24 protein-coding genes, 1 tRNA gene and 1 pseudogene are annotated in these 24,046 nt (G+C 41.7%); 18 read left to right on the plus strand and 8 right to left on the minus strand.

Annotation, left to right across the window (positions count from 1 at the left end; translation table 11 throughout):
• A pseudogene (locus PL9631_RS17075) lies at nucleotides 1–607 on the plus strand (transposase); the annotation flags it as partial.
• Between the two features lie 256 nt (nucleotides 608–863).
• Here PL9631_RS17075 and PL9631_RS17080 read toward each other — a convergent pair.
• Entirely contained in the window at nucleotides 864–1,919 is a 1,056-nt protein-coding gene (locus PL9631_RS17080; RefSeq protein WP_083622173.1) for a glycoside hydrolase family 10 protein, read from the minus strand.
• Between the two features lie 836 nt (nucleotides 1,920–2,755).
• On the opposite strand from PL9631_RS17080, the gene PL9631_RS17085 reads away from it, so the two are divergent.
• Both PL9631_RS17085 and speD read left to right on the plus strand, forming a co-directional pair.
• Complete coding sequence (locus PL9631_RS17085; RefSeq protein WP_083622174.1) at nucleotides 2,756–3,811, plus strand: pentapeptide repeat-containing protein; 1,056 nt, start codon at nucleotides 2,756–2,758, stop codon at nucleotides 3,809–3,811.
• 101 nt (nucleotides 3,812–3,912) lie between these two features.
• Entirely contained in the window at nucleotides 3,913–4,332 is a 420-nt protein-coding gene (gene speD / locus PL9631_RS17090; RefSeq protein WP_083622177.1) for an adenosylmethionine decarboxylase, read from the plus strand.
• Nucleotides 4,333–4,625: 293 nt separating this feature from the next.
• Here the strand turns inward: speD and PL9631_RS17095 are convergent, their stop codons facing one another.
• On the minus strand, nucleotides 4,626–5,237 hold the full coding sequence (locus PL9631_RS17095; protein WP_083622178.1) for a hypothetical protein: 612 nt from the start codon (nucleotides 5,235–5,237) through the stop codon (nucleotides 4,626–4,628).
• A gap of 154 nt (nucleotides 5,238–5,391) precedes the next feature.
• Here PL9631_RS17095 and queF point away from each other — a divergent pair, with 154 nt between their 5' ends.
• The 8 genes from queF to PL9631_RS17135 all read left to right on the plus strand — a co-directional run bounded on the left by queF (nucleotide 5,392) and on the right by PL9631_RS17135 (nucleotide 11,268).
• On the plus strand, nucleotides 5,392–5,826 hold the full coding sequence (queF, locus tag PL9631_RS17100) for a preQ(1) synthase (protein ID WP_083622180.1): 435 nt from the start codon (nucleotides 5,392–5,394) through the stop codon (nucleotides 5,824–5,826).
• A gap of 70 nt (nucleotides 5,827–5,896) precedes the next feature.
• Entirely contained in the window at nucleotides 5,897–6,094 is a 198-nt protein-coding gene (gene rpmI, locus PL9631_RS17105; RefSeq protein ID WP_071782535.1) for a 50S ribosomal protein L35, read from the plus strand.
• Nucleotides 6,095–6,131: 37 nt separating this feature from the next.
• Nucleotides 6,132–6,488, plus strand: coding sequence for a 50S ribosomal protein L20 (gene rplT, locus PL9631_RS17110; RefSeq protein ID WP_083622182.1), 357 nt, complete (start codon nucleotides 6,132–6,134; stop codon nucleotides 6,486–6,488).
• 122 nt (nucleotides 6,489–6,610) lie between these two features.
• Nucleotides 6,611–7,153: a tetratricopeptide repeat protein gene (locus tag PL9631_RS17115; RefSeq protein WP_083622183.1), complete on the plus strand. Its 543-nt coding sequence runs from the start codon at nucleotides 6,611–6,613 to the stop codon at nucleotides 7,151–7,153.
• A gap of 191 nt (nucleotides 7,154–7,344) precedes the next feature.
• Nucleotides 7,345–8,247, plus strand: coding sequence for a lipid kinase (locus PL9631_RS17120; RefSeq protein ID WP_083622185.1), 903 nt, complete (start codon nucleotides 7,345–7,347; stop codon nucleotides 8,245–8,247).
• Between the two features lie 286 nt (nucleotides 8,248–8,533).
• Nucleotides 8,534–8,749 (plus strand): hypothetical protein, encoded by a 216-nt coding sequence (locus tag PL9631_RS17125; RefSeq protein WP_083622186.1) that lies wholly within the window; start codon nucleotides 8,534–8,536, stop codon nucleotides 8,747–8,749.
• A gap of 204 nt (nucleotides 8,750–8,953) precedes the next feature.
• Nucleotides 8,954–10,021, plus strand: coding sequence for an amino acid ABC transporter substrate-binding protein (locus tag PL9631_RS17130; protein ID WP_083622188.1), 1,068 nt, complete (start codon nucleotides 8,954–8,956; stop codon nucleotides 10,019–10,021).
• Nucleotides 10,022–10,107: 86 nt separating this feature from the next.
• Complete coding sequence (locus PL9631_RS17135; protein ID WP_407947591.1) at nucleotides 10,108–11,268, plus strand: amino acid ABC transporter permease; 1,161 nt, start codon at nucleotides 10,108–10,110, stop codon at nucleotides 11,266–11,268.
• Nucleotide 11,269: 1 nt separating this feature from the next.
• Here the strand turns inward: PL9631_RS17135 and PL9631_RS17140 are convergent, their stop codons facing one another.
• Complete coding sequence (locus PL9631_RS17140; RefSeq protein ID WP_083622192.1) at nucleotides 11,270–12,157, minus strand: alpha/beta fold hydrolase; 888 nt, start codon at nucleotides 12,155–12,157, stop codon at nucleotides 11,270–11,272.
• A 203-nt stretch (nucleotides 12,158–12,360) separates the two neighbouring features.
• Here PL9631_RS17140 and PL9631_RS17145 point away from each other — a divergent pair, with 203 nt between their 5' ends.
• The 6 genes from PL9631_RS17145 (at nucleotide 12,361) to PL9631_RS17170 (ending at nucleotide 18,426) form a co-directional block, all read left to right on the plus strand.
• Nucleotides 12,361–14,073, plus strand: a complete 1,713-nt coding sequence (locus PL9631_RS17145; protein WP_083622194.1) for an FAD-dependent oxidoreductase — start codon at nucleotides 12,361–12,363, stop codon at nucleotides 14,071–14,073.
• Between the two features lie 144 nt (nucleotides 14,074–14,217).
• Complete coding sequence (locus PL9631_RS17150) at nucleotides 14,218–15,753, plus strand: carbohydrate porin (RefSeq protein ID WP_083622195.1); 1,536 nt, start codon at nucleotides 14,218–14,220, stop codon at nucleotides 15,751–15,753.
• 160 nt (nucleotides 15,754–15,913) lie between these two features.
• Nucleotides 15,914–16,459: an NYN domain-containing protein gene (locus PL9631_RS17155; RefSeq protein WP_083622197.1), complete on the plus strand. Its 546-nt coding sequence runs from the start codon at nucleotides 15,914–15,916 to the stop codon at nucleotides 16,457–16,459.
• A 125-nt stretch (nucleotides 16,460–16,584) separates the two neighbouring features.
• Nucleotides 16,585–16,656, plus strand: a tRNA-Asn gene (locus PL9631_RS17160).
• Nucleotides 16,657–16,793: 137 nt separating this feature from the next.
• Nucleotides 16,794–18,149 carry a DUF3370 domain-containing protein gene (locus tag PL9631_RS17165; RefSeq protein ID WP_083622304.1) on the plus strand — a complete coding sequence of 452 codons (1,356 nt, stop codon included), beginning with the start codon at nucleotides 16,794–16,796 and terminating at the stop codon, nucleotides 18,147–18,149.
• Nucleotides 18,150–18,219: 70 nt separating this feature from the next.
• Nucleotides 18,220–18,426 carry a hypothetical protein gene (locus PL9631_RS17170; RefSeq protein WP_083622199.1) on the plus strand — a complete coding sequence of 69 codons (207 nt, stop codon included), beginning with the start codon at nucleotides 18,220–18,222 and terminating at the stop codon, nucleotides 18,424–18,426.
• An 86-nt stretch (nucleotides 18,427–18,512) separates the two neighbouring features.
• Here PL9631_RS17170 and PL9631_RS17175 read toward each other — a convergent pair whose 3' ends face one another.
• The gene (locus PL9631_RS17175) at nucleotides 18,513–19,859 is read right to left on the minus strand and encodes a peptidylprolyl isomerase (protein WP_083622201.1); all 1,347 of its coding nucleotides are present in this window, start codon (nucleotides 19,857–19,859) and stop codon (nucleotides 18,513–18,515) included.
• Between the two features lie 180 nt (nucleotides 19,860–20,039).
• Between PL9631_RS17175 and PL9631_RS17180 the strand changes: the two genes are divergently transcribed.
• Nucleotides 20,040–20,588 carry a peroxiredoxin gene (locus PL9631_RS17180; RefSeq protein ID WP_156090605.1) on the plus strand — a complete coding sequence of 183 codons (549 nt, stop codon included), beginning with the start codon at nucleotides 20,040–20,042 and terminating at the stop codon, nucleotides 20,586–20,588.
• 299 nt (nucleotides 20,589–20,887) lie between these two features.
• Here the strand turns inward: PL9631_RS17180 and PL9631_RS17185 are convergent, their stop codons facing one another.
• The 4 genes from PL9631_RS17185 to PL9631_RS17200 form a co-directional block, all read right to left on the minus strand.
• On the minus strand, nucleotides 20,888–21,091 hold the full coding sequence (locus tag PL9631_RS17185; protein WP_083622204.1) for a DUF751 family protein: 204 nt from the start codon (nucleotides 21,089–21,091) through the stop codon (nucleotides 20,888–20,890).
• A 76-nt stretch (nucleotides 21,092–21,167) separates the two neighbouring features.
• The gene (locus tag PL9631_RS17190) at nucleotides 21,168–22,232 is read right to left on the minus strand and encodes an ABC transporter ATP-binding protein (RefSeq protein ID WP_083622206.1); all 1,065 of its coding nucleotides are present in this window, start codon (nucleotides 22,230–22,232) and stop codon (nucleotides 21,168–21,170) included.
• Nucleotides 22,233–22,266: 34 nt separating this feature from the next.
• A complete protein-coding gene (locus tag PL9631_RS17195; protein WP_083622208.1) occupies nucleotides 22,267–23,130 on the minus strand; it encodes a carbohydrate ABC transporter permease in 864 nt (287 codons plus the stop codon).
• Entirely contained in the window at nucleotides 23,131–24,039 is a 909-nt protein-coding gene (locus tag PL9631_RS17200) for a carbohydrate ABC transporter permease (RefSeq protein ID WP_083622209.1), read from the minus strand. It abuts the gene before it with no gap.
• Between the last annotated feature and the right edge of the window lie 7 nt (nucleotides 24,040–24,046).

The raw sequence follows: 24,046 nt of genomic DNA on the forward strand, positions 1-24,046 counted from the left end.
GTTTTTGATGATACGGTACTCGATAAAAGATTTTCCTCAAAAATTGAACTTGTCCGCCGTCAATATATATGCAGCGCAAAAGTTAATGGCTTTGATTGATAATTTAGGGAAAATTTATTATGTTCCGCTCAAAAAAAACCGGCTGGTTGATGATACAGGAGGTCAAAAAAAATATCAGCCTATTGAACAGTTAATGTGGTCTGAAATTGAAGAAAAACAGGGAAAGCTAATCAAAATAAATAAATTCCCCTCATATAAAAAGGTCAAACTATTTCGGGTGACTGTTTCTGCCAACAGAACGGAATATGTAGCTACAAATGATTTAAATCAGTCTTCAATAGATGAGGTCATATCTGAATGTAAACTGCGATGGAAAATTGAGGAATTCCACCGAGAAATTAAACAATTAACCGGGATAGAATCTTGCCAATGCCGTAAAGCGAGTGTTCAAAAAAACCACATTGCTTGCGCTTTATTAGTTTGGGTTTTTCTGACTCGTATGGCTAAGAAAGTTTCTCAAACTGTCTATCAGTTAAAAGCTGGTTTATTAGCAGATTACCTGAGCCAAGAGCTTAAACATCCCTCTCTAAAACTTTCTTTTATTTAGTTTACTCATCAGTTCAAACACAGATTGATTCTCTTTATTATCAGCGCGATGCCGACAGATGGCGGCATCACCATCGCGTAGCGTGCCGGACGCATATTGCCCTTCTGTTTGAATAATGCGCTATATATAGCGTCCTTGCGTAAGTCCTGATCAATTCAGTTAGAATTACTCACTTTTCTCGCCTCGATTTTGCCAAATGAAACACCCCTTCCCCCCCTCCGTCCCCTACTCCCCCTGCTCCCCTGCCCTCCTTAACCTATCTCAATTTAGCAGGAATAGCATAGGGGCCTTTTTTCAAAGCCGTTGCCAAGGCATTATTATTCAATCTTAGGGCTTCATAAAAGAAAAATATTTCTCCCTGAACTCCTTTAAAACGATTATAGTCAATTGACTTTAATAAATCATCAGTCGTAATGCAATAGGAACCTATTTTTGCTAAAATTCCTGGAGAAAGTTTAGGTAACTGCCAATCCCTAAACTGAACATCAACTAATTGATCAACTAACCCTTTATAACTCCAAAAATTGCGTCGATATAATTGAGGGTGAATCCAATCAACTAAATCTTGATCAATCCAAGCAATATAATCCTGTAAATATTCATCTAACCCCCATTTATAAACACTAGGAGCCATGGAAATCATCAAATGTGGTTTAATTGCCTTAACTTCTCGACGTAAACGAATTAAAAAATTTGTTAGGATATTCGCCCGCCATTGTACCCATTGGGGATCTTTATGATAGGTCGGAGGTTGACGCCCAAATTCTTGTCGATAAAGAGCAACCGTTTTCGGATCATAACCTCCTTCCGAGGGCATTGCCGGCATCCGGTCATCCCCCTGAATCCCATCAATATCGTATTTTCTTACCACTTCTAAGACTAAACTTAGGACAAAATTTTGTACTTCTGGGTCAAAAGCATTCATCCACTCAAACCCATTTTTAGCAACTAATCCCCCCGTGGAATTAATCCCCGACCACTCAGGTTTTTGAGATAAAATTCGGCCGCCATTTTGTTGATAGGAACTCGCAAATCCAAATTCAAACCAGGGAATTACTTTCAACCCAACCCGATGACCTTCCTCAATCACTTCCTGTAACGGGTCACGTCCCTTAGAATAGAAATCGATTTCAATGCCGAAGGTTTGGGCCATCACCTGAGAGCGATACAAAGTCACGCCCTTATTCCAAACCACCGGAAACACCACATTAAAACCCGTATCCGCCAAAAATCCCATCGCTTCGGCAATGGTCTGTCGAGAAAACATAACTCGACTGTCCGTATTGGTTAACCACACACCGCGAATTTCCATAAAACCTCCTGAAAGCGATCACACTTTAATCTTAGTATGGAGGTTTTCCCGGTTTAGTGATTCAGTCCTTAAAACTTTTAGCTTGACTGAGATCCAGGCTAACTTGAAAAACCCATCTTGCCGAGTTAAGCCGCCAGCGATTATGATTAGTTTAAGAAATAATTGTGATCAATCGAGGCAAAAAGATCAGTTAATCTTTGATCCTAACCCACAAAAATCCCCTAACTCTCAAGGGAAGGCAGTTTTGCCTAAACCGTCGTAGAATTAGGAAGAAGGAGGGTTTAGGATTAAAACATCCTATGAATATCCCAAATCAACAGCGATGGAGGAGTTTCTTCCGGGTTAGACCTCTAGCCCGTCGTTTTCATCCGAAACCGATATTTCACTCGAACTCGGTTGTAAGTTTACCTAGGCTTGGGGTGTTTCCCGTCCCAGGTAATCAACCTAGGTCTAGGGCTTATAAACCCTCTCAGTCTCCAATTATTTTATCGACATGGCGGGATATTCCACTTCAGCCGCAATGTGATTTTCAGCAATTCTGTTTAGTAATAATCTGGCGATTAATCGCTCAATACACCTATATTGCAGGTGATACCAGTTAAGCCCGATTAACTTTGGGGTTGGCGATTCACCGAAGTGTAGTCCGGTAGCAAAGCCCGATACAGTTAGATTCTAGCAAAGAATTTAGACTGAAATCCGATCCCGGTTGAGTTATCCGTGATTACACACCCATAACTGTATATTGTGCATTCCTTTTTCCCCGCCATGAACTGCGATTAAAGCCATTCATGGTCGATTTCTACTATTAACACATTAAATAAAACCGTTCATTTTTTATGAAGGCTAGTGAAAGCATTGATGTCGATAAGCTATTAACCCGATATGCAACGGGAGAGAGAAATTTTAGTGGCATCCATCTGATGGCGGCCTGCTTGAAACAGGAAAATTTGAATCGGATTAATCTAAGTAATGCTAACTTACAAGGGACTAATTTATCTCGCGCCCGCCTCATCGGAGCCAATCTCAATGGGGCTGATTTGAGTCAAGTCAACCTGTCCATGGCGGTTCTGGTTGAAGCAAATCTCAGTGGTGCTAGTCTGACCGATACTATTTTACGCAATGCTGACCTGAGTGGAGTTATGCTCAGTGGTGCGATTTTGTCTCAAACCGATTTGACTGGGGCGAACTTGACCGGAGCGAGTTTAATTTCAGCCTGTCTCCTGAATGGTTGCAAACTCAACGATGCAATTTTAGTGGGGGCAACCCTCAGCCGAGCAATTTTAAGCGGGGCTGATTTAAGTGGGGCTAACTTAACTCGAACCATTTTAACTGAAGTTGATCTCAGTGGTGCTAATTTAAGTCATGCTAAATTAGTCCGAGCTTACCTCAATCAAGGGAATCTGAGTGGGGCTAATCTGAGTCATGCCGATCTGAGCGAGGCTAGTCTACGAGAGGCTAATTTAGGTGTGGCTAACCTGACGGTGGCTAACTTACAAGGGGCCGATTTAAGTGGCGCGAACTTAAACGGAGCCAATTTAAAAGGAGCCAACCTCCAAGACACAAATCTGAAAAATTCCTATTTAAACGGTTTGAATTTGCAGAATGCTGATTTAAGGCACTGTGATTTGACCAAGGCTAATTTGCGCGGAGCGAACCTCAGTTGGGCGAATTTAGAGGGAGCGACTTTATTAGAAGCCGATTTGCGGGGAGCGAACTTGAGCCATGCTAATCTCACTGGAGCCGGACTGCTTTTGACTTCCCTCAAAGGAGCCAATTTAACCGGAGCCAACCTCTGTGCAGCTAACTTAATCGGTGCGAGTCTCAATATTGCTAACCTGAATGAAGCCACCCTCGAAGGAGCAATTATGCCTAACGGAGCCAGCTATTCATAGAAATTCAGAGCGGTTTCGATAAAACTATTGCACAATTTCTAAAAACGTGTGATATGATCAGAGGGTTTGATACACTTTAGGGTGGAGGTAAAACCCGAAGAATGAAACAATTGGGAACTCATCTGGTCGTTGACGCTTGGCAGTGTCCTGCAGAACTTCTGAACGATCCCGAACGCATCCGTCGCGCGATGCTTGATGCAATTTCTGCTGGAGGGGCTACCCTCATCGACTTATGTGTACACCAGTTTAGTCCTCACGGAGTAACTGCAACAGCCACTTTGGCTGAGTCTCACATTGCTATTCACACTTGGCCAGAATTAGGCTATTTCGCCGCTGACTTATTCTTTTGTGGAGCAGGCAACCCCCAGCGAGCCATTAAATTTCTAGAAACCGCGCTTCAAGCCAAACAGGTAAGATCCAGAGAATTCAAACGCGGTTACGAACCCGAAGCGACTGAGATCCCAGATTCAATTAGCGAAGAATCTTTAGCAACTTTAGTTGAAACTGGAACTCGCGGCTAGAACCCGTTCATCGGTTATCCGAGTCAAGTCAAATCGAAACAAAAGACTGTGTTTCTCATCCTTTCGTTGGTATTGATAGTTTCCTACAATTTAATAGTGAAAAGATTAATACCAACACCGAGTTAACATAGTCAACTTTCCATCTGGAAATTCTATTACAGTCACTTAATAAAGTGACTAAATCCTTGAAAGTTGCATTAATATTCACAACTTCAAAAACAGTATTGGCGGAGGGTCTTCCTTCCGCCATTATTTTTATAAAATCATGTTTGGGAAACAATTCCTAAGTAAAACTAGCGTTGTTGGTTCAACAAAGGACGAACAATCCAATAACCCGCACCAAAGGCGACTACTACAATCAAAACAATTGATACAATTAGCCAAAAACCGCTCAATTCAGAACGCTGAGATTTAGACATCGGGCGTAACCGAGCCTCCGTTGGTTCTGTAAATAAAGGTTGGGCTATTTCGGGATTTAAGGGGGGTTTGGGAGACTCGGAAAACGGAAAACTGGGTTCATTTCCCCTGGGTTCAAGTTTAATTGAGGGTGCAATTTCCATCATGGGGGAAGTCGTGGGAGTGGCTCCGAGATGGGTCGGAATTTCAACGGTAAAAGAACTCGCTCCCGGGGGTGAAAATTGAGATTTTTTGCCCTGACTGATGTTTTGGGCTTTATTAATGGCTTGGTGTAACTGAATCGCCGATTGCACCACAGTTTCTAATTCTTGCCTAAGTTGTTGATTTTGCTGGGTTAGCTGTTGATTTTGGGTTTTGAGGGTTTGCAGTTGAGATTGAACCGTTTGCAACTCCGCCGTAACTTCTCGATAAATGGAAATGGGAATCGATGGAGAGTAATTACTCGATGCCACTGACGGATTAGGGCTAGAGGCGTCAGCATTTTGCATAAGACTTTTAATTGAGGGTGAACATTTTATTAGAAACTTATTATGTTTCAGGATACCTGTGATTAGAACGATTTAAACGAATTTTTTCCAGCAATTTCAGAAAAATTTCCCCTTCCATCACTACACTTTAAAGAGTTACTGTTGAATTCTAACCATGAGTCACTCTTATACTGAACCCACAGAAGTTCCTACCGCCAGTCCAGAAGCATTAAAGTATGGTGAACGGGAAATCGAGGAAGGTCAATTGATTACCTTTCCCAATCCCAGAATCGGTCGTCGCTATCAGGTTGAGATTACCTTACCTGAATTTACCTGTAAATGTCCTTTTTCCGGGTATCCCGATTTTGCTACGATTTATTTAACCTATGTTCCCGATCAGCGGGTGGTGGAATTAAAGTCGATCAAACTGTACATTAATAGTTATCGCGATCGCTATATTTCCCACGAAGAATCCATCAACCAAATTTTAGATGATTTTGTCGCCGCTGCCGATCCCTTAGAAGTCCGAATTAAAGGGGATTTTAACCCCCGGGGGAATGTGCATACCGTCGTGGAAGTTGCCCACCAGAAGCCCAACCCCAAACTCTAAAGCGCGGGACTTGTGAGAATATCAACTTCCTATGATACAATTGTAGGCTGTGTCGAATTTAGGCGAATCCATGCCCAAACTCAAAACTCGTAAATCCGCAGCCAGACGATTCAAAGTCACTGGCAGTGGAAAAATTGCGCGTCGTAAAGCTTACAAAAGCCACCTGTTACAGCATAAAAGCTCTGCTCGCAAACGGAATCTGTCTAAGATGGCGCTAGTGAGTGAGACTCAAACAGATAACGTGCGTTTGATGCTGCCCTATTTGTAAGCCTCTAAACGAATTTTATTAAAGGAAACAAACGTAAATGACCAGAGTTAAGCGCGGTAATGTTGCTCGCAAACGCCGCAAAAAAGTCCTGAAACTTGCCAAAGGATTCCGGGGGTGTCAGTCTACTAACTTCCGCACCGCGAATCAGAGAGTCATGCAGGCGTTGAAAAATTCCTATCGCGATCGCCGTAACCGGAAACGGGATTTTAGACGGTTATGGATTACTCGGATTAATGCCGCGGCTCGGATTAACGGAATTAGCTATAGTCAGTTAGTTGGCAATATGAAAAAAGCCAATATCTTACTAAATCGTAAAATGTTAGCCCAACTTGCTGTTTTAGATCCTCAAACCTTTGGGAAAGTCGTTGATCTTGCCAAAAGTGGCAACCCGTAGTTTTAACCCGTTAAAACCACCTGTTCAACTGAATAAAAAGATTGCCCATTGTTGGCCAAGGTGAAGGATTGAATTAAATCTATCCTTCGCCTTTGTATTAAAAAAACTCTTCTTTTAAAATTATGGATAAGAACCTTCCCCTTGCCTATTTGTTACTTTTAGTGGGGTTGCTTGCAGCAGCTATTGTCTTTGTCATTCGTCAAATTATTAAAACCCGTCGGATAGAAACCACCCTTTTTGATTTACAAAATAAATTATCTAAGGAACCCGGAACCGCTCAAGAATACTACGAATTGGGCAGTATTTATAATGACAAAAAACTTTATTCTCAAGCCGTTACCATATTACAAAAAGCCTTAAAAGCCGGTGAAGATGAAGACCCTCAAAACCTAGCCATGATCTATAATGCCCTAGGATATGCTCATTTGGCTAAAGAACAGTATGATATTGCGATTCGTCAATATAAAGAAGCCTTAAAATTAACTCCCATTTATCCCACAGCTTCTAATAATTTGGGTTATGCTTATGAAAAGAAGAAGCTAACCGCCCAAGCTTTAGAAGCCTACGAAGAAACTTTAAAAAATGATCCCGATAATCAAACCGCAAAATATCGGGCCGAATCTTTACGCAAACGGATTGGAATTCCCTCGGAATCGGCTAAGTAGGGGAGCAGGTTCGGGGGCAGGTTCGGGAGCAGGGGGAGCAGGGGAGGCAGGGGGCACTTCGACAGGCTCAGTGGCCGCAGGGGGAGCAGGGGGAGCAGGGGAGGTAAACTCCTTTTCTAACCCATTACCCATTACCCATTACCTATTACCCATTTATTACCCATCATTAACTTAACTTTGAACCAACTGTTATGGCGATTTTTCCCCGTCCGGCTTATGCAAAAACCGCTTTACTGTTGGTGAATCATCATGCCAGCCAAGCCCAAAAGAATTTGTCGCAAGTGATTTATCAGCTTCAGGCTTTGGGTTTTGATATTATTCAAGAATCTCCTGAACATCCCGAGGAGTTTACACCGACGATTCAACGGTATCGAGAGCAAGTGGATTTTGTGATTGTAGCCGGGGGGGATGGAACTTTAAATGCGGCGGTGGATGGACTGGTGGAAACCAATTTACCCCTAGCCATATTACCCTTGGGGACTGCTAATGATTTAGCCCGGACTTTAGGGATTCCTACGACCTTGACGGAAGCCTGTCAAGTGATTGCCCAAGGACACCGACAAAAGATTGATTTAGGTTGGGTGAATGGCAAACACTTTTTTAATGTGGCTAGTTTAGGGTTGAGTGTGAGTATTACGAATAAACTCACCAAACAGTCAAAACAACGCTGGGGGGTGTTAGCCTATGCCTGGGCAGCGATTCAGGTGACGCTGAAAGCTAGGCCTTTTCATGCCTTAATTGAACAAGATGGCCAAAGAGAACGGGTAAAAACCTTACAAATTGCGGTGGGAAATGGTAAATATTATGGGGGCGGAATGCCCATTGCCCACGATGCGGCCATTGATGATCAACGCTTGGATCTTTATAGTTTAGAAATCAAACATTGGTGGCAAGTGCTGTTTGTCTGGTTAACATTGAGAACGGGAAAACATCGCCAACAATTAGGGGTTAGGGCAATTCAGGGTTCGGAATTCGCAATATATACCCGTAAACCTTATCCGATTAATACGGATGGGGAAATTACGGCCTGGACACCAGCCCAGTTTCGGGTAATTCCCCAAATTTTAACGGTTTTGGTTCCTAAACCCCAATAGAACGCTAAATATAAAAAATCAGTATAAAACAACACAAATTTTAACTCTATATTCAGGCATTTGTCAAGATTTGATGCAAAGGATTAAAAAAGTTATAGTTCTTGTGACATCTTGTATTTTTTTTTCTCCAATTTGGGAAAACTCGGTTATTCTTGAAACTTGAAGAAAGTAAAGAAAGTATTAAGCCTTTTCGTCATTGACGCATCGGACTACCTTCTAACTGACTCAGAAAAACACTGTTATTTTCTGTATAAAAACAGACAAAACTGCATCCATCGGAGATTTTATGACTCCTACAATGCTTCGTCAACTTTGGTCACTGGTAGAAACCACTCAAGCATCCACTTTGGTTGATCTTGATGATGCGAGTCTTGTCCAGTGTTTAGTCAAACAGTTCAAAAAACAAGCGGCAATTAACGCAAAAGAGGCTGATCTATTAAGGGATTATATCTGCTCTCGGATTGCTTTAATTCGAGATATGGCAGAAGGCCGCCTATCTTGAGACGCTTCTTAGGCTTCCCTCCTATCTGTCCAATATTTTCCCACTTTATGGAGGTATAACTCTGGGGACATTTTTCTCAAAAAGCTGCATGGAAAATTCTCAGATTAAGGTAAGCTTAAAGCGTTTGAGGTCGCTCCTTGAGAGTTAATGACCTCAAAACCTTTTTTGTTAACTGCCTAACTCATACACGAGTAATATAAAACTATGCACAAATGCGGTTCTTTGCTAGTAGCAACCCTACTGTTAGTTGCACCCCTAACAGCCTGTGAATCCTCGAATTCTACTAGCACTGGTACAACTTCGTCTGGGGGAAGCTCAATTAATAGTCGCCTTGATACTATCAAGCAGCGAGGAAAGTTAATCTGTGGAGTTGATGGTAAAATCCCCGGATTCAGCTTTGTAGATGAAAGTGGTCAATATTCCGGCCTGGATGTGGATATCTGTAAAGCAGTCGCCGCAGCCGTTTTTGGTGATCCTAAAGCCGTTGAATATCGCAATTTGGATTCTACAGAACGATTTGAAGCTTTAAAATCGGGGGAGGTCGATATACTCTCCCGCAATACCACCTGGACGATTAGCCGCGATACCTCTGTTGGACTGGAATTCGCCCCGACTACATTTTTCGACGGTCAAGGGATGATGGTTCGTCAAGATAGTGGGATTACTAAATTAGAAGATTTAGAGGGCAAAGCCGTTTGTGTAGAGGCAGGAACAACTACCGAGCTAAACCTAACTGATGCTCTGCGCCAAAGAAATATCAAGGCTGAAACCGTTACTTTTCAACAGGCTGACCCGGCCTACGCGGCCTACGCAGAAGGTCGATGTCAAGGGATGACCTCGGACAAATCCCAACTGGTCGCCCGTCGCAGTACCCTCCCTAATCCCGACGAGCATATTCTTTTGGATGTTACGATGTCGAAAGAACCCCTTGGCCCGGTAACAGTTAATAATGATTCCGCTTGGTTTGATGTGGTGAAATGGACAACTTATGCTTTGATTGAGGCGGAAGAATTAGGGATTAATCAAGGGAATGTGGATCAACTCAAAACCAGTGAGAACCCCAATATTAAAAGATTTTTAGGAACAGAAGGCGACCTGGGTACGGGGGCGCGATTAAGTAATGATTTTGCGGCTAATGCGGTTAAAGCTGTTGGTAATTATGGTGAAGTTTACGAACGTAACTTAGGTCAAGGTTCACAATTTAAACTACCCCGAGGACAAAATGCTCTGTGGACAAATGGGGGTTTGATGTATTCTCCACCTTTACGTTAAAGTCGGTTATCAAGTATCCCCATTATCAGTAGAGACGTACCATGGTACGTCTCTACACTCATAAGTGATTAATAATTAATGATATTATGACCAACCCAGATCAAAAAATTCCCCTTTGGCGAGATGACCGATTTTGGCGAATTGCTTTGCAGGTTTTAGTAATTGTAATTGTGGTTAGTGTATTTGCTCTTTTGGGAGGAAACCTAAATCGCAGTCTCAGACAAACTGGAAGTAGTTTTGGCTTCGATTTTTTAAGAAATTCGGCGGGATTTAATATTCTTGATAGTTTAATTCCCTATACTCCCACTGATCCTTATATTCGGGTTTTATTTGCCGGATTATTAAATTCTCTGCGGGTAATGTTTTTTGGGATTATTCTCACAACTCTATTAGGAATTACTGTTGGTATTGCCCGTTTTTCTGATAATTGGCTTTTGCGTCAGTTATCGTTTATTTATGTGGAAATTGTTCGTAATACTCCATTATTATTACAGCTTGTTTTTTGGTATGGGGTTTTTGTGCAGCTTCCTCAGATCAAAGAAAGTTTTAGTTTTTTTAATGCAGTTTTCTTTTCTAAGCAAGGGATTTTTATGCCTTGGCCGTCGGGAATACAAGGAATTATAGGATTTGCAGTTTTATTAATTTGTGCGATCGCAGCCTTCATTATATCAAAAAAACGCATCAAAGTTATGATCGAAAGGGGAGAATCGGGAAAACCTCAATTGATCACTTTGGGAATTATTGGTATTATTGCTTTATTAATATTAACTATCGGATTAAATTGGCAAACTCCCATATTTAATCCCACAACCAATAATATAGAAGGAGGATTACGACTGACAATTGAATTTACAACCCTTTTAGTCAGTTTAGTCGTTTATACGGCGGCTTATATTGCGGAAATTGTGCGGGCGGGGATTCAATCTGTGCCCAAAGGTCAATGGGAAGCGGCTAGATCTTTGGGTTTACAATCGGGTTTAGTCATGCAGTTAGTGGTATTTCCTCAAGCCCTGCGGGTGATTATTCCCCCTTTAAATAGTCAATATTTAAACTTAGCAAAAAACTCCAGTTTGGCGATCGCCGTTGCCTATGCGGATATCTATAATGTGGCGACAACCACCTTTAATCAAACCGGACGTGCCATCGAAGTTATGTTAATTATTATGGGAACCTATCTCACTATTAATTTATTAATTTCTTTGGGAATGAACCAATTAAACCGCAGTGTTCAGTTACAAGAACGATGAATTAAGACTCAAAAAAATCATCTTCAATTTCTCTTTGAATACAACACTGATTCAGAATATTTTTGATATGATTAACTACATTATTGGTCTGTTCTAACATCGCTAAATGTCCACAATTGTCAATTTCAATCACATTATTATCCCCCTGACGAAATAGCCAATGAAAGCTGGCTAAATGGCGAACATATTGGGGCTCCATAATTAAATCTTGACATCCCGCCAAAAAATAAACCGGTTGCCCGAGTCGAGAAACTACCTGGGGTAAACGATGGACTTCCGCCTCGGTAGTGGAATCTAATAACGCCCCTAATGCCGCTTCAGGGCAAGCTATAACAAAATCGATTAATCTTTGGCGTCCCCATCGTTGTTGAATCGGACACGCCACTTGAGCACGGGTAAAGATTAAATCCAATAGGGGTAAATAACATAACCATCGGGGGCGGAATTTAACAATTTTTTCTCCCACGGAACGAAATTTCTCAAATTCTTCTTTGAGGTAAATTCCTCCCCCGGCGTTGATACAGATAACTCCTTTCACCTGTTGCGAGAGTTTATCTGCTGCTAAAAGGGCAATAGTCCCGCCCAGGGAATGACCCACTAACCAGGCATTTTCGATATTCAGGCTTTGTAATAGAATCGCTAAATCTTCGGCGTAGGAAATAGGGGTATAGATGGCGTGTGATGGGTTTCCCGCCAATAATTGAGAATTTCCAAATCCCCGTAAATCGTAGGATAAACATTGATATTCGGGCGCTAACAGGTCGATGACAGGTTGCCAATACTGACGACTCAGTAGCCACCCATGAATAAACACCAGCACGTCACCCGATGATCTTGGTGGCGTCAATTCGTAACTGTGTTTAACTCCCTGGATATCGATAGTAGCCATGATCCTATCGTATCGGTGAAATGTACTTTTCTCAATACCGCGTGGGGCAATAACCCAGAAATAACCCAGAACTGACACCAGTGGTACATTAGCAAGCGGATCAAATCTAAGCTCAGTGCAAAATAACACCGGGCAAAATGTTCACTCCTGCAAAATAGAGGGATAATCAATAGGTAAAAATCGAGTTAAGTGAGAATAAGTCAATGAAAGTCGTCATTGTGGGTGGAGTGGCCGGGGGGGCATCCTGTGCGGCTCGTCTGCGCCGATTAGATGAAACGGCTGAAATCATCATGGTAGAACGCGGCCCCTATGTTTCCTACGCCAATTGTGGGCTCCCTTACCATGTCGGGGGATTGATTGAAAAAGAGTCCAGTCTATTAGTCGCGGATGAAAGCACATTCCGAAACCAGTTTGCGATTGATGTGCGGACACGCTGCGAGGCGATCGCCATTTCACCAGAAAATAAAACCGTAGATTTGCGGAATGTTGCCACGGGTGAAGTTACCACCGAATCCTACGACAAATTGGTACTCTCACCCGGGGCTGCTCCAATTCGTCCCCCAGTGCCCGGAATTGATCTTCCGGGTATTTTTTCTGTTAGGACTGTACCCGATGCCCGCACCATCCGCACCTGGATTGAACAGGGTACAACGGAGCCCTGTGGAATGGACACCTATTCGGGATTTCAGACGGTTAAACGGACAAAGCGGGCGGTGGTCGTCGGTGGTGGCTTTATTGGACTGGAGATGGCAGAAAACCTGATTCATCTCGGACTGGAAGTGACCCTAATCCAGAGGGGTAATCAAATCCTGTCTCCCATCGATCAGGAAATGGCCCGTTTTGGCGAACGCTACCTAGAAAAACACGGTCTTCGCATTTCCCTGAATGACGGTTTGACCGGATTTCAACAAGCTGCCAATGGCTCGTTAGAAGTTCTCACGAAATCGGGTAAGACTTATCCCGCAGATATTGTCATCCTGGGAATTGGGGTAAAACCCGAAACGGATCTGGCGAAACAGGCAGGACTAGAAATTGGCGAGCGAGGCGGCATCCGGGTTGATGACCAAATGCGAACTAGCAAACCGGATATTTTCGCCGTTGGGGATGCGATCGAGGTTAAAGATTTTGTTACCGGGCAATGGGCTCTCTATGCTCTGGCTGGCCCCGCCAATCGTCAGGGTAGAATTGCCGCCGATGTCATTGCCGGGCGTAACTCCCGTTTCCGAGGGACTCAAGGCACTGCGATCATTGGCTTGTTTGGAGGTGCGATCGCCTGGACGGGTGTTAGTGAAAAAGTCCTAACCCGACTCGGGGATACGGATTTTGAAAAAATCTATATCTATCCCAACTCCCACGCCGGATATTATCCCGGTGCGAAAATGCTGGCGATGAAAGTCATTTTCCGCAAATCCGATGGCCGGATATTGGGAGCGCAAGCCCTGGGTTTGGACGGGGTGGACAAGCGGATTGATGCTATTGCCATGGCAATTCAGATGGGTGGGACAATTTATGACTTAGAAGAAGCCGAGCTTTGCTATGCACCGCAGTTTGGTAGCGCTAAAGCTCCTGTCAACTTTGCGGGAATGGTGGCCGCCGATGTTCTCAGAGGTGATATGCCTTTAAGTCATTGGAATAACATAGAATCAGGCCTGCTTCTCGATGTCCGTAATCCAGCAGAACTCGAAATAGAAAATGTACCCGGCGCAGTCAATATTCCCTTACCTGAACTCCGCGCTCGTTTGGGCGAACTTCCTCAAGATCAAGAGATCCTCGTCTTTTGCCGATCGGGTCAGCGTGCTTACTACGCAACCCGGATTCTAGTACAAAATGGATTTAAAGCCCGAAATCTATCGGGAGGGATGATGTCACATTCGGTTATTTTAAGGGAGGAAACCGTGGGTGGTACTTTATACTAAAATCTTGATTGAATAAACCCCAACCTGAAAAATCTATACTTTCGGGTCTAGTTATTATTAAGAAACCAGGTTGATATCCTCAGATACTAACCTGGGGGTCTGTTTTTTAAATGTGGTTTTACCTCATCAAAAATCAAGGTAGTAATGAACACTATCCCATCCGATGTCCTAGTCTTTTTTGGAGCTAGAGGCGATGATGCTAGTAAACTTTTGGTTGGTAGTCTGTTGACATTATCAATCGCGATCGCACCCTTCCCTGTGAGAGCCAATCAGCGATCGCCGATCTCTACCCCTTCAGAGAAAATCAATTCTAATCATCAGCAATTACCAGAATATTCAAAATTATTCACTGATCACCCAGCCATTCTCTCATTATCAGAGATACCTGTCTTTTCTACTCAGGCGAAAGATCTATTCGTTGAAAATAGGACAGATTCAACCCTTGAGACTCCTTCCCCTCAAACCAACCCAACTGAGACTGAAGATCAACCTCAATCCCCAGAATCCCAACCTGCAAACCCTTTTAATGACAAGCTGACGGGTGATTGGGGTGATTTTCGCAGCACTCTTGCCGATCACGGGATGACATTCGACTTAGAATTCACCCAGTTTTACCAGGGGCTAGTATCCGGTGCCGGAGATCAACCCTTTGAATATGGCGGTCGGCTGGATAGCTTTGTAAAATTGGATACCGCCAAACTCGGACTCTGGGAAGGAGGAAGTCTGAATACCCATATTGAGTATCGCTTTGGCAATCTCCCTGGAGCTTTAGGGAATACTTTTTTCCCGACCAATACGGCGATGGAGTTTCCCTCAGAAAGTCCTAATACGGTGATCGCGACATCTCTCTATTTCTCCCAACGCTTGGGCGATCGCGCTTCCTTCCTAATCGGCAAAATCAATGCCCTCGATCTGCTGGAAAACGATCTCTTTTTTGGGGGATGGGGCAACCGCCGATTTATGAATTCCGTCTTTGCGGCTCCACCCAGTGGGTTAGTGCCACCGGTGTTTATCGGTGCGATCGCCAATGTCAGACTTGATCCGGTCAATCTGTCGTTTTGGGTCTATGATCCTGATGATCGGACTCGGGATTACTGGCCAGGGGATCTGTTTAGCCATGGGGTAACTTTTTCCCTCACCACCTCCTATAACACCCAGATTGCCCAACGTCCCACCAGCTTTTCGCTGACAGGCATCTACACCACCAAAGCAGGAACGGATTTTAGTTCTATATCTGAGAGTTTTAGGGCGGGCATAGAACCTTTGACAAAGCAGGGGGCTTATAGCGTTGCCTTCCAATTCTCCCATCTATTGCATCTAAATCCGAGTCATCCCCGACAGGGGTGGGGCGTATTTTTCAAGGGGGCTATCTCCGACGGGAATCCGAATTATGTCCAGAAGTCTCTGATTGCAGGCATTGGAGGGATGGGACTATTCCGGGGACGGGAGTTAGATAGTTTTGGCTTAGGGTATTACTACTATGACTTAAGTAATGATCTGCAAGACACCCTAAATTCCAGAAAAAATAGGTTTGGCGATGAACAGGGATTCGAGGTGTACTACAGTTATGGGGTGACTCCCTACTTCTATCTCACGGCTGATTTTCAATATATTGATCCTCCCCGTAATTTCATAGATGATGCCTTTATTGCTGGACTTCGAGCAAATATCCGGTTTTAAGGTGAGAAAGTCATGGGGTCAGGGCGATCGCTGCGTCCGTTGCATAAGTCCTCTTACCTTAAATTACCCTAAAGTTCTGTGATAATATGTAAACAAAAATGGGTTATGGGCGATTTTTGATGGGTCGTCTAACCCAGGCAAGTTTATTTAAAATTGAACCATGAGTAGCTCCCTCACAAAAGCTGTCTTATTTGTAGACGGCTATAACATAATTGGAATCTGGCCCCTATTGCGACAGAAACGCGATGTTGACGATATGGAAACAGCGCGCAGACACTTGATTGAGACTTTAGTGGACTATAGCGCCTTTGAAGGACTCGATGCCCGACTGGTCTTTGATGCTCACTATCAAAATACCCCCGGCGTTAGCGAAACCATTACTCGCAATGTGTCGATTCATTATACCGGTTTTGGGCAAACCGCAGATACCTATATTGAAAAACTCTGTGCTTCCTTGGGTCGTCAACTTAGGTTGTCCCGACGTCGGTTAATTGTGGCGACCTCAGACCGCGCTCAACAGTTGACCGTCACCGGCTATGGTGCGGAGTGGATGTCCGCCGAACAGTTGGCTGAAGCCGTCGAAGCCACCACCCAGCGTCGTCAGCGTCGTCATCAACCCCGGAAGCCATCTCCGAGCCGTTTTTTGGCTCATTCCTTAGACCCGGAGGCTCAAAATCGTTTGGCTCGGTTAAGAATGGGGTTGTAATTACTGTATCAAGGGGGTTTCAGCTTTTGCAACCAAAGTCAAAAAATTTTTTTTCAAAAAAGCTTGCAAAAATTCAGGATCTAGCGCTACTATTATTAACTGTGGCTAAAAGAGAGACACAACGTTCCTCGGTAGCTCAGTGGTAGAGCGGTCGGCTGTTAACCGATTGGTCGTAGGTTCGAATCCCACCCGAGGAGTTTAACAAAATATTCTTTGAATTTCAGGTTAGACTATAGCCTAATCTGAAGTTTTAAGTCCAGTATCCTACATTTCTATTGAGAAAGGTAGGATATTGTTTTGTATATGCTCAAAACCATTCAATCTGATATCGATGATCTTACCCTTATTTCTGAGTTTAACTCTATTTGCTCAAGCTGCCCCTCCGGTGAATGAAATTGTACAACCGCAGCAGGTGCGACCCTTACCCGGAAAATTAGATCAAATTCCTGTGTTTAATAGTAATAGTCCCGAACTAATTTTAAACGAAGGAATTTTACTATCTACCTTTCCAAAAAATAATAAAAAACAGCCAGAAGCCCACTTAAATTTTCCCTTCAAAGGCAAATTTGATATTTTTGCCCATCATGTTGCTAAACCACCCCAAGAAAATGATTTAAGAACCCTTTATTTAGGAATATTAGCCTATAATCCGGGGAATCAACCCGTTACTATTAATATTTTAGAAGCCGCTAGTTATTTAAGTCAACCCGACGCGCCTTTTATTCCCCTGGATGCGGTTTTAGATAATTCGGCAGGTAATATTTTTGCTGGGCCAGGAAGTCGGGTAATGAATGATATTTTACGGGGAAAACGACAAACTGAATTTGAGGAAAAAATTATAATTCCGCCCCAAAGTAGTCGTCTATTATTAAATGCTCCCATTCCGGTTAAAGATTTAGAACCGCCTTTAAATGGTCGGTCTACTTTAATGCGTTTAGAGAGTAATGGCGAGGTTTATATTGCTAGTTTGGCTAAATATGCAACGGTGCAATCAAATAGAATAGAAATCGCCCCGACATTAACAGAATGGGAACAATTATTACAGCAAGGAATGTTAGTTACACCGAGAGATCGTAACCCGACTCCTCCTAATACCAATTCTGAGCAAATTATCTATGGGCGGGTGGCTGGAGTGGCATTGGGTTCCCGTTGGAATGCTAATATTGTTGATCCAAATCGTTCTATTTTAACTATTCCTGAACCGGGAGAAATCTTTTCTTATCCTATTTCCACTTTACCCAGAGGACAGTTAGGAACCAATCAAATTCAAAGCGCTCCTTTAGTAGTTAGATATCCCGATACCGCCTATCAAGCCCACGGAAATTATGGGGTAGAATATAACTTAATTTTACCACTTTATAATCCCAAAAGTCAACCCCAAAAAGTTGTTTTAACCTTACAAACTCCCATCAAAGAAGAAAAATTATCCCAACCGGGATTAAGGTTTTTTGACCCTCCAGCCCCTCAAGTTTTCTTCCGGGGAACGGTTAGATTGAGTTATGAAGATGATCAAGAAAAATCCCAAATTCGCTATATTCATTTAGTTCAAAAACGGGGACAACAGGGAGAAGCGTTAGTAGAATTAACCCTAAAACCCCAAGAAACTCGACCGATTAAAGTTGATTTTCTCTATCCCCCAGATGCGTCTCCTCCTCAAGTTTTGACTGTGAAAACATTACCTATTAAATAATAGATTTGAGTCTTTATTTAACCACAAAGACACAAAGAATTTATAAACACTAATTTTGTAGGTTGATTTTATGTCTCAAAGCGATGCACCCAAACCTAAACTTCCTGTTGATAAACCCCCGCCACCGCCCCCAAAACCGCCAGACTGGGGAACGTTGGGATGGTTAATTATTGCTTTATTTTTTTTTATTATTATCATAGGAAATTCTACGGGATTGGGAGATAGTCAAAACCAACCTTTAACTCCTGATTTGGATCAAAGAGAATGGGATAAGTAGGGGGCTATTATTACTATAAATAATCTCGTTGTTGTGCTTTAGCACCCCTATTAAGAGCGCTAAAGCGCAACAACAATCAAAAACCATTAACCAATTGTTAAGGCTAAATCCGTGGGTGATGTGATAACCGTAGCCGTTTGAACAACACTGGGTTGGACGTTTTTAACAACTCCTAAAATTCCCGAATTGGCAACTCGAATAATGGTGTCATTCCCAGAGGATGTAAAACTTAAATTAGCCAGATTAATTGTGTCAAGGACATGAATTTTATCGCCTTCGGTGACATTAAAATCCGTAATAATATCGGCTAAATTGATATCAGAAACCGTGGCGGCTTCATCCCCTCGTAATAGGAAAATATCAGCCCCGCCACCTCCGGTTAAAATATCTGTTCCTAAATCTCCGATTAGAAAATCTTTACCATCATTACCATTTAAACTATCATTACCTTGTCCACCTCGAATAAAGTCTGAACCTGCACCTCCAAAGATGGTATCACTCCCCCGATTTCCATTTAAAATATCATTACCCTGTCCGCCAGTAATACTATCATTATCTTTTCCTCCCAAAATATAATCATTGGCGTCATTTCCATCCAGAGAATCATTCCCTTGATTGCCATTAATTACATCATTTCCGATGGAACCTGTAACCCGATCATTTCCGCCTCCAGCTAATAATCCGCGAGGATTATTTTGGGTAATATCAGGGGTCATGGTTATGACATTATCGGCATCTAAATCACGAGGATAGGCATAGGATAAAGGCAGACTACCACGATTGATAGTATTAATAAATCCATTCAAAATATTGACATCTGAAATAATTCCAGACACTCGACTGGGAATAATTCCATCAACGACGGCGGCATCCCAAATTACATTACCGACTCGAATTTGATTGACGATATCGAAGCCTTGAGTTACTGTGCCAAAAACCGCATAATTGCCATCCAAATTTGTGGAATTATCCGCTAAATTAAAATAGAATTGGGAGGAAGCGGTATCGGTTCCTGAACTAGACCGCGCCATGGCAATGGAACCGACGATATTACTTAACACCGGAGGAACGGTAATTCCTGCTTGTTGAAAGGTTTGACTATAAAGGGGTTCTGTGGCGCCTTGGGGTTTAATTTCTAAGGGAATATTTCGGACTTGACCCGTAGCAGGGTCAATAAAACCGCCAATTCCTAACACATTAGGATCAATATTAGGATCTTTACTTTGGGGGTCACCACCTTGAGCTACAAAGGGATTGGGGTCAATAACAACGCGATGAAATAGGGTGTTATTATAAACATTTCGTTCAACTAAATCAACGAAATTTCCCGCCGTTATCGGAGCATTTGCACCATCAACTTGAATGGTAATAGGTAATCCTTCAACCACCATAATCACGGTGGCAGCACTGGTTAATTGGGGTAGATCAGCCATAATAAAATAATGTGTTAGATTGTCTTAAATTAACCTAATTTTCTCTTGATATTTTACAATAAAGATTGTAATTAGGATAAGATATTGCCAATATTGAGACACCAAACCTAAAATTTAAGTTCCTGTTACTTCTGAAATTGTGTAAACTTATATAAAGAGTTGTGATTATCCTAAGTAATAATGTCCCGTCGTTTATTTCTGAGTTTTCTGTTATCTCTGGGTTTCGTGGTGTTTAGCTTCAACCTAAATTCACCCGCTTGGGCGTTAGGGGGAAAACTGCCCACTTTGAATCAACCCGCCCCTAATTTTACCTTACCAACTAATAGTGGAGAGGGAAAAATTTCTTTATCTGATTATCAAGGACAATGGGTTATTCTCTATTTTTATCCAAAGGATTTTACCTCTGGATGTACTTTAGAAGCTCGTCGTTTTCAACAGGATTTACCAAAATATTTAGCGAAAAACACCCAAATTTTAGGGATTAGTGCTGATGATATTCAATCCCATGCTGAGTTTTGTGATTCGGAAGGATTAAAATTTCCCTTACTGGCTGATGTTGATGGAAAAGTCAGTAAATCCTATGGTTCATGGATTAATTTTATATCCATGCGTCATACTTTTATTATCGATTCCGAGGGGATTTTAAGGGAAATATTTCTAGGGGTTAATCCGGCTATTCATAGTCAGGAAGTGTTAGTCCGTTTGGATGAATTGCAAGAAACAAGTTAGTTGGAATCAGGACTTACGCAAGCAGGCTATATATAGCGTGTCAAAAGTAGGCGATCGCATACCAATGATCATAGCAATCGCCCTAAAAAGTCCTAATTATTTATTTCCCCCCCAATGTTGGGGGCTAGGGGGCTAGATAATGATCAGGTTATGAAGGATTGATCAGCAGTTTTAGAGACTATTTCTCAAGCAGCAATATTTGCCCCCTAAATCCCCCAAAATTGGGGGACTTTAAGAGGTTGTCCTGTTAATTTAAACAAAATATAAAAAGGGAAATTTAAACCTTCCCTCCCTTTTTTTTAAACCGGGTTTAATCCTAACATTGCCTTTAAGGTAAAAAAGGTAAATGCAAAAACACTTAATAATAAAATTACTAATGCAGTTGCAGTTACCGGGCGATTTAAGAGGGGTTTTAGACGTTCAAATAGGAAAAAGAAAATTCCTAGGGTAAAGGTAATAAAATAACGGGGATAGCGAGAAACGTTTTGAAAAAATTCTTGCATTGTCGGGGTGGGAATAAACTTCAGATTAAAGGTTTTATAATTTTAACAGATTTTGGGATTATTTTTTAAGATAATTTTAAAATAAGCGATCGCCCGATTCAGCATCAAACCAGTGTATCCGTTGGGGCGATAAACTTAAGTTTACTGTTTCACTTTCCCAAGTTTGCTGGGCTGGAACCAAAAAACGGATTGTTTGATGGGATTGATTGATTCTCACATTCAAAAGTTTTTCTTTTCCTAAATCTTCCACTAAAAAAATTTGACCTTCTAAATCCACAGAATCTTCCCGATTTTCTAAATGAATATCTTCGGGGCGAATTCCCAATATAATTTGAGAGGGTTGGGTTTTTAACTCCGGTAATGGAATTTGAAATGCTCCTAAAATCCCATAATTTTCTCGACAATTTAAGCGAATTAAATTCATCTGAGGACTTCCCACAAAACCCGCAACAAATTGATTGGCTGGAGCATTATAAATCTCTGAAGGAGATGCTAATTGTTGTAAATAACCTTGATGAAGTACAGCAATTTTACTTGATAAAGTTAGAGCTTCGGTTTGGTCATGGGTGACATAAACAACGGGTTTTTGTTGAGAATTAAATAATTGTTTTAAATCGGCTCTTACCTGTTCTCGTAATAGCGCATCTAAATTACTTAAGGGTTCATCTAATAAAAACACCTCGGGATTTCTGACTAAAGCTCTCCCTAAAGCCACCCGTTGACGTTGCCCCCCGGACAGTTGAGCAGGTTTTCTGAGTAATAAATGTTGAATATCTAAGCGATGAGCAACATCATTAACACGGGATTGAATCTCATCCGTTGGAATTTTTCTTAATTTTAAAGCCGTCGAAATATTATCAAAAACCGTTAAATGGGGATACAGAGCATAACTTTGAAATACCATGGCAATATTTCGTTCACTCGGGGGAAGGTTGGTCACATCTCGATTGCCTAAAATAACTTTTCCCTGGGTGGGTTGGTCAAGTCCTGCAATCATTCTTAATAAGGTTGATTTTCCACAACCCGAAGGGCCTAATAGGGTGAGAAATTCTCCATCATTGACTTCTAAAGTTATATCTTTTACCGGAATAACCTGGGAGGAAAATTGCTTTTTTAAATTGATAATTTCGAGTTTTGCCATGATTCATGATCTCCATTAATTGTTAAGATTATGGTTAACCTTTGACGGCTCCTGCGGTAATTCCTTGAACAATTCGGCGTTGAAAAATCAAAACTAAAATAATTAATGGAAATGTTCCCGCTAAAGTTGCCGCCGCCATTGGCCCATAGGGAATTTCTAATAAAGAAGTGCCCCCTAGTTGAGCAACAGCAACGGGGATGGTATATAAATCTTCTCTGGTAATAAAGGTTAAGGCAAAAATAAATTCATTCCAAGCAAAAATAAAGGTTAATAGGCCTGTGGTGACTAAGGCAGGAAGGGTTAAGGGTAAAACAATATTTAATAGCATAGATAAAGTATTGTAGCCGTCAATTTTGGCAGAATCTTCTAAATCTTTAGGAAGTTGTTGGAAAAAACTTCTTAAAATTAAAATGGTCAAGGGTAAATTAATTGCGGTATAGGGGATGATTAATGCTAAATAATTATTTCCAATCTGAAAAAATTTAACTAATTCTAATAACCCCATAAATAACAAAATATAGGGAAACAATGTTATAACCAGAATCAGTCCCAAAATCAAATTTTCTCCGGGGAGTTTTAATCTTGTTAGGGCATAAGCAGCCGGAGCACCTATGGTTAAGCATAATAAAGTTGAAATAATGGAAACAAAAGCACTATTAAAAATATATCTTAGAAATTGACTACCTAAGCTGAGATAATGTTGAAAAGTCAGTTGTTCTAAACTGGGAAAATAAATATTAGGAACTGTTGAAATTGCAGCATTGGTTTTAAAAGAAGTCAGTAATTGCCAAAAAACCGGAGCTAAACAAAACAAAATAGTGAAGATTATACCCAGGGTGAGTAGAATCTTTTTTCCAGGAATAAAACTAATAGAATTTGAGGGATTAAAATTTGCCATTTATTGATCTCCAATCATATTAACACGCAGTTTTGATAGGAAACAAGCCGCAATACAAACCGCAACAATTAATAATAAAAAGGTGACGACCACTAAAGCCGCCCCATAACCAAAATCAAGATACCGTCTAATGGTGGCATAAATATAAACAGAAACGGTTTCCGTTGCCCCGGCTGGCCCCCCTCCAGTCATGACTTGAACTAAATCAAAAATCCCAAAGGCTTGAGCAAATCTAAACAATAAGGCAATGATAATTTGAGGGGTAATTAAAGGAAGGGTAATTTGAGAAAAACTTTGAATTGAGTTTGCCCCATCCATGGCATGGGCTTCATATAAATCTTGGGAAATAGATTGCAGTCCGGCTAGTAAAATAATAGCAATAAAAGGGGTAGTTTTCCAAACATCGGCAATAATTAAAGCGAACATTGCCCGACTGGGTTCTCCTAACCAAGTCATGGGGCTATTAATCAGATTAAGACGTTGTAAAATATCATTGACGACACCATATTGGTCATTAAAAATCCAAGCCCAAGCTAACCCCATCACCGCCGTTGGTAAAGCCCAAGGAATTAAAGTTGCGGTTCTGACCAAACCTCGACCTTTAAAACTTTGATTCAGAATTAAAGCTATGAATAAACCCAAGATTAATTCCAAGATAATAGAAATACTGGTAAAAACCGTTGTATTCCAAAGGGTTTGCCAAAATCGACCATCTGCTAAGATGCGTTGATAATTATTCAATCCTGAAAAAATAGGTTGTAATTGAGTTCCTAAATTTTGTGTGAATACGCTTAATGAAAAAGCTCTTAAAATGGGGTAGATAAACACTAAAGCAATGATGAACAAAGCTGGCAAAATCAACAGCCATCCGGTTCGTTTTTCTTGTTTTTCCAAAGAATTAGTATTCATGCTCAAA

The organism is Planktothrix paucivesiculata PCC 9631, assembly GCF_900009265.2.
In the GTDB taxonomy this organism is placed as follows: Bacteria; Cyanobacteriota; Cyanobacteriia; order Cyanobacteriales; family Microcoleaceae; genus Planktothrix; species Planktothrix paucivesiculata.